Below are 6,214 nucleotides of genomic sequence, written 5' to 3' on the forward strand. Positions count from 1 at the left end.
TGTTGGCGACCAGATCAGGAAGCGCGAGGCAGCCTGATCTGATTCATGCCTCCATCCGCCTGCACATCAGCCCCGCACATGAACGAGGATTCTGAGGAGGCGAGGAATACGGCGACGGCTGCCATTTCCTCTGGTTGGTCAACACGCCCTGCGGCGAGCATGTTGCCGAATGTTTCGTTTGTGGCCTTCACCTGCTCATCAGTGAGCCCGCCGTTGGCAAGCGCAGGCGTATCAATCGGGCCGGGGCTGAGAACGTTGATGCGCGCACCAATCTCATAAATGTCACGACCTGCAATCATAATCACTTCGGCTTGCAAACATCGTGTTTTGAGCCCGAATTATCTGCATCTATCCGGGGTGCGAAGCTCACATTATTTGCGAATGAGCCCACATTGTTTGCAACCAGCCTGCAATTATAAGTTCCGACCCACATTAATTGCGAACAGTTAGTTAGGCACTTGCGCGTCCCCTTCCTAAGCCCAGGCCGCCCGCGCGCGCGGCTCTGAAAATGTAACCGTCACTTTCGTCGGTTTAGGATAAATGCGGTCAAATTCCTACGTGTGCCTAGCCTCTGTATGCAGCACTTCCTTTCGTCGCCCCTTATGGATGGTATGAAGGCCAGATCCAAATCATATTTACATGTTTTGCTTCCCATGTATGTTTGGTCCAGTTGAACCTTGTTCTATGCTCATAAAGTCGATGATCGATGGCTTGCTTTATACTCTTCTATGCGCTTGCCTCGCTTGGTTCACATTGCTTGCCTCCTTGCAACAATCAACGTGAACATATTCATTGCCTAGGATCAGGGTAGAACTCCAATTTAGAGAGTACTTAAAGCTGCACAATGGCGTCATCATGTGAGGTCTGATACCGCATTCATTTGGCACCAATATTTATACAATTCCGCCTTCTTTTTCTGATGCCTTAAAGGATCTTATTATTTCTGATTTTATCTAAATACTAATATATGCTATTAAATTTGCATCAAATTTTTAAGTCACTCACTGCAATGCAGTAAGTAATTGTTTTTTTTTACAAATTGAGATTTAGATCTAAGTATTATTTTTATAAAATTGCTATAAATATAATACCATTAAATATTTACATATTAAATTAATCTCATTTGACTTTGATTGATGTGAATTATACTTATACTTTCAATTATTAACTTGAAACCTATTTGCGAAGAGTGGCTTTGGAGTGTTTTCTCCGATCCTGGCTCTTGTGATTTTTTAGGCGTACATAGCTCATGAAGTTGCTGCGATGCATTGCGTTTGCCGCCGTTGTTATGGTGCAGACAAATCCCGCTCTTGCCGATGTTGCTGCGGGCATTAAAATTTTGGAATCCGGAGACGTTCAGGGGGCCGTCAAAACCTTCCGTCAAGCCTATGAGGCTGGTGAAGCCGATGGCGCGTTTTATATTGGTCGTTTGTTTGAGGTTGGCCTGGGAACGGATAAGGATATTCAACGGGCGGCACAACTTTTTGCTGCTGCGGCCTCAAAGGGAAGCGCTAAAGCTCAAAACCGCCTTGGCCTGATGCATCTTAACGGCCAGTTCGTATTGGAAGACTTCAAAAGAGCATCGGAACTTATTTGTGAAGCAGCCGATGCGGGCGATGCTGATGGGCAGTTTAACTGCGGTACGCTCTATAACACAGGCAAGGGCGTGACCATTGACCAGGCTAAAGCAGTAATATACTGGCAAAAGGCTGCCTCGCAGTCTCATGTAGCAGCGATTAATCTTCTCGGACAGGCCTATCGGGATGGTACCGGGGTGAAATCCGATCCTGAACAAGCTGTGTTTCTCTTTTCCAACACCGCAGCTGCGGGCAATCCACTTGGCTTGTTTGAGCTGGCCAAGGCCTACACCCATGGTTATGGGGTAAAGAAAGATCTCGTCAAAGCCTATGGGTATGCCAATTTGGCAACAACGCGTGCGATGGAGGGCGCTGCGGAGTTGCGCTCTGCTTTGCGATCCCAGCTGAGTGCGGCCCAACTTAAAGAAGCTCAGGCGTTTTCACGCGAGTGGAAAGCAAAACCTGTGCAACCGGTGCTATAGGCCCGTTTCCGGATCTCTTTTATGTTTCGTTTGATTGTTGTTTTACTGACGGCTGTTCTGTCGTTCGGTGTGCTAACAGGCGTGCCTAGGTTCGGCATGGCCGGAGAAGCCATTGTACAAACTGCGTTTTCCGACTGGAGCGTAGAATGCGCTGCCGGCTGCAAGTTGCTGCCGAACAGGGCGTCTTCCACAATCGATCCGGAGCAATTCAAAATAATTGTCGTGTGGCGCAAGTCAGCCGGGACATCCTTTGCCCTCATGAGCGTGCCAATCGGTGTTTACCTTGCTTCGGGCATCCTGATTTCAGTTGATGGCAAACGCCCTTACAAAGCTCTTTATGAACTTTGTGATCAAACGGCCTGCCACGCTGGTTTCAAGTTAAGCGGGGCTGTTCTGGAAGCCTTTAAGCGAGGCAGAAGTGCGACCATAAGGATCTGGCTGAAGAAAGATCGGATCGTCGAGTTTCCGGTTTCGCTTAAAGGGTTTACGCAGGCATATGCCGATTTTCAAGCACAGGGTGAGCGCTGATGCTTGATTATCTAGCACCATACTCACCTGCCAAAACCCTGCTTCTTATTGTTGTGACAAGCACATTTTGGTTTGCTGTCCCTCGCACGTCCGCCGCACAGGAGCTTCCCCCGTCAGCGCAAGACCAAATGCAACGCGCCCTTCAACGAGAAGAGGCTGCTCAAACACAGCAACAAAGAGACAAGCAAAAAGCGAGAGCGCGGCAGGAAGGCGATGGTCAGATAGAGATGCCGCAAGATCCACTAAGCGTGCCGGAGGGTGGTCCGTGTTTTACCATAGAGCATGTTGAGGTCGCCGGATATGAACGGTTCGCAGAGCCTCCAGGTGCTCATGATACCCTGATTGGCAAGTGCGCTACCCTTGCAGACATTGTGCGTTCACTTAACGCGGTCAATGCTTACTATAAAGATCTAGGATACATCACAACCAGAGCTTACCTGCCCAAGCAAACTATCTCAGACGGCACTGTCTCGATCACCATTATTCCTGGCATTATCGAAGGATACGTCTACGCGGATGGCAGACAGGCCAATGCGCGTATTGCGGCGGCGTTTCGTGGTAAGCGCGGCGATTTGCTAAATCTTCGGGATCTGGAGCAAGGCCTGGAGGTCCTGAATGGCCCTCGATCCAGCAAAGCCAGTTTCAAGCTCATTCCAGGTGAGCAACCAGGCGGTTCCTTTGTCCAAATTACTCTGGAGGAAACACTTCCCCTGCACGGCTCACTTGAAATAGACAACTCCGGTTTTGATAATACCGGAGCGACTAAGACGACAGCAAGTTTTGGTCTTGATAATTTCCTAAACCTCAATGATCAGCTCAGCGTGAGCTTCAGTGGCACACCATTCGATCCGCGTGAGGAACGGCACTCGGAAAGTATTTCAGGCCGGTTTGCTGTACCTTACGAGTACTGGCTCTTTACGCTGGAAGGCGGTGCGAGCCGCTACTTCTTTAAGCTTTCCGGGTTGAACCAGAGCTTTCCCGTTAAAGGGCACTCTTACTACGTCAACCTTTCAATTGAACGCTTGTTCTGGCGAGACAAGCTTTCGAAACATTACGCTTATGGTGACATTAAGCTCAGCCGAAGCCGGGCCTACATCGATGGCTTTGAAATCATGAGCCAGAGACGGCGTTTAAGCACTGCATCTCTTGGATGGCGCGGGGAGACGAAATGGGGGAGTGCTCAGCTACGCTGGGATGTCGGTGCCGGGTTTGGTTTGGATGCTTTTGGGGCGACGATCAGCGATGCGAGCATCGTAGATCCTGAGTTTAGGCTTATTCATGCGCGTCTGGATTTTGAAAAGCCAATTCCGTCTACGCCTCTTACTTATTCTGCAACACTATCCGGCCAGTACTCGCAAGATATTCTGCCGGGCAGCGAGCAAATCTCTATTGGTGGGTGGTCTACGGTCCGTGGGTTTCATCAAGACAATATGTATGGGGATGTGGGTGCTTATTGGCGCAACACCATCGAGTGGAACGCCATTGAGCGGGAGGACTTCCGCCTCAAGCTCAGTGGTGGTGTTGATGCAGGGCTTATAAAGCCTTCTGAGCTGCGCTCCTGGTCTCAGGATTATCTGGTAGGCGCACATTTTGGAGCAACTGCCTTCTTTGGAGAGAATGTGACACTGGATGTGCAAGTGGCTCATGCTTTGTCTCGTCCTGAACGCAATCTCCCAAATATCGTTTCGGCATTTGAAGCTGACAAGACGGTCGGCTTTGCCAGTTTGAATTTTACTTTTTAGCGATTTTACCGCGATCGGCGGTGCGAAGGGGTTTTGAAAATGTTGAAGAAGATCAAACGGTCAGTTGCGCTGCTTCTTAGCGTCGTCCTCACATTTCAACCTGTACTTGTTTATGCTGGCGAGGTGCGTCCGGTTAATCCCAGCACAGGTCCCCGCCCTCATGTCGGTGAAGCTCCCAATGGCACACCGGTTATCAATATCTCAACGCCGAACTCCAGCGGGGTTTCTCACGATCGCTACACCAGTTTCGATGTTAAAGATCTGATCCTCAACAACTCAGCAACGATTACAGACACACGTTTAGGGGGCTGGATTGAAGGTAATCCAAACCTCAGGCCTGGTAGCGAAGCCCAAAGCTGGATCGGGGAGATTGTTGGAGGCAATCAGGCTCAGTTGAACGGCGTTCTGGAAGTTGCCGGAAAACGCATGGATGTCATTCTTGCAAATGAGTTCGGCATCACATGCGATGGATGTGGCTTTATCAATTCAGGCCGCACCACCTTGACAACAGGTCAGCCTCGGTTTGAGGACAATGGCGCGTTAGCTGGCTTTGATGTTCGCCGCGGAACCGTCACCATTGGTGCAGGTGGTCTTAATCAAGACAGTCGGTTATTTGCAACTGACAGATCACGCGTTGATGTTATCTCGCGCGCAGCTGCAATTTATGGTGCAGTGCATGCTGATGAGCTGAACCTGATGAGCGGTGCAAACGCTGTTGCTTACAATTGGAGTTACAACGAAGAGACAGGTGAAGTATCAGGTGTTACACCTCTATCAAGCCTGGAAGAGACGCCTGAGTTTGCAGTTGATGTGTCCGCATTGGGTGGCATGTATGCCAATGCCATCAAACTGGTTGCAACCGAAAAAGGTGTTGGTGTGCGCCTTAATGGTGAAATGGCGTCGGCAACCAACATCGCCTTGAGCGCTAATGGCACACTAAGCCTTGGTGGACCAACGAGCGGACATGCACCACTTATCAAAGCGCGTAAGAAAGTCTCCATCCGAAACACCGGGCCACTCCTGCTGGAAGGCTCTGTTTCTTCTGAAACCAATGACACTGTATATGTGCGCTCATCAGATGGGAGCCTGACTGTTGCAGGCGAGATCTCCGGGGGAGCGGTAACGTTAGAAGGGGCAGGTCTTGTAGAGATTTCAGGTGTTTTAAAGGCTGAAAGTCAGTTGCGAGCGACTTCGAAACAGAGCGCCGTGCAGTTTGCAGAGCAAGCTCAAGTAGAAGCCACAGAGCTCAATGTTTCTGCAGCTGACAATCTCTCAATCAAGGGACGCCTTTCTGTCACAGATGCAGCAAAGTTCGCAGCAGGCTCCAGACTCACGACCAGTAAAAATTCAGTTGTGACAGCAAAGACAATTGCTCTGGAGGCTGGGCAACTTGAGACCAATGGTTATTTGGCTACCAAACAAAGCCTTACACTAAATGCAAAGGCGGGTGGAGGAACCAACAGCGGTTCGCTTGTGGGCCGTGATGTTAAACTTACCTCTGCTGGTAGCTTTAAGAATCTGGGCAAGATCAATGCCACGAATGCTGCAGATTTTACTATTGCCGATACGTTTGAAAGCGCGACAGAGACGGAGCTGTTTGCCAAAAATATCGAGTTAACGACTGGTTCGGCAACGTTAAACGGGACCATCAAGGCAGAAGAGATGCTGGTAATCTCGTCGCTGGATAAGGGGCTGGAAAACAACGGGGCGTTGATTGGAGCAACCGTAAAGCTGTCCTCAGCCGAGGGCGTTCACAATGAGGGAACGATCTCTGCTGAAAGCCTGGTTCAGATCACAGCTGATACGCAGTTCTCGTCACTGGCAGGTTCAGAAGTTTCCGCAGATACTGTGGCTATTACGGCTGGTCGTATTGAAGCGGACGGCA

Annotated in this window: 5 protein-coding genes; 4 read left to right on the forward strand and 1 reads right to left on the reverse strand. The window is 49.8% G+C overall.

Annotation, left to right across the window (positions count from 1 at the left end):
* Positions 1-14: 14 nt before the first annotated feature.
* A complete protein-coding gene (locus tag BM231_RS25175) occupies positions 15-299 on the reverse strand; it encodes an SDR family oxidoreductase (protein ID WP_208860643.1) in 285 nt (94 codons plus the stop codon).
* Between the two features lie 950 nt (positions 300-1,249).
* Between BM231_RS25175 and BM231_RS25180 the strand changes: the two genes are divergently transcribed.
* The 4 genes from BM231_RS25180 to BM231_RS25195 all read left to right on the forward strand — a co-directional run.
* Entirely contained in the window at positions 1,250-2,059 is an 810-nt protein-coding gene (locus tag BM231_RS25180) for a tetratricopeptide repeat protein (RefSeq protein WP_093523953.1), read from the forward strand.
* Between the two features lie 21 nt (positions 2,060-2,080).
* The gene (locus BM231_RS25185; protein ID WP_093523955.1) at positions 2,081-2,587 is read left to right on the forward strand and encodes an invasion associated locus B family protein; all 507 of its coding nucleotides are present in this window, start codon (positions 2,081-2,083) and stop codon (positions 2,585-2,587) included.
* Positions 2,587-4,329 (forward strand): ShlB/FhaC/HecB family hemolysin secretion/activation protein, encoded by a 1,743-nt coding sequence (locus tag BM231_RS25190; RefSeq protein ID WP_093523957.1) that lies wholly within the window; start codon positions 2,587-2,589, stop codon positions 4,327-4,329. The genes BM231_RS25185 and BM231_RS25190 overlap by 1 nt, the downstream gene beginning before the upstream one ends.
* Before the next feature lie 39 nt (positions 4,330-4,368).
* The coding region (locus tag BM231_RS25195) for a filamentous hemagglutinin N-terminal domain-containing protein (protein ID WP_139226401.1) at positions 4,369-6,214 on the forward strand (1,846 nt) is incomplete at its 3' end.

This window comes from Pseudovibrio ascidiaceicola (assembly GCF_900114245.1).
Classification (GTDB): Bacteria; Pseudomonadota; Alphaproteobacteria; order Rhizobiales; family Stappiaceae; genus Pseudovibrio; species Pseudovibrio ascidiaceicola.

Coding starts and splice junctions, on each gene's coding strand:
- BM231_RS25175 (WP_208860643.1), bottom strand. CDS start 299: ATGATTGCAGGTCGTGACATTTATGAGATTGGTGCGCGCATCAACGTT.
- BM231_RS25180 (WP_093523953.1), top strand. CDS start 1,250: ATGAAGTTGCTGCGATGCATTGCGTTTGCCGCCGTTGTTATGGTGCAG.
- BM231_RS25185 (WP_093523955.1), top strand. CDS start 2,081: ATGTTTCGTTTGATTGTTGTTTTACTGACGGCTGTTCTGTCGTTCGGT.
- BM231_RS25190 (WP_093523957.1), top strand. CDS start 2,587: ATGCTTGATTATCTAGCACCATACTCACCTGCCAAAACCCTGCTTCTT.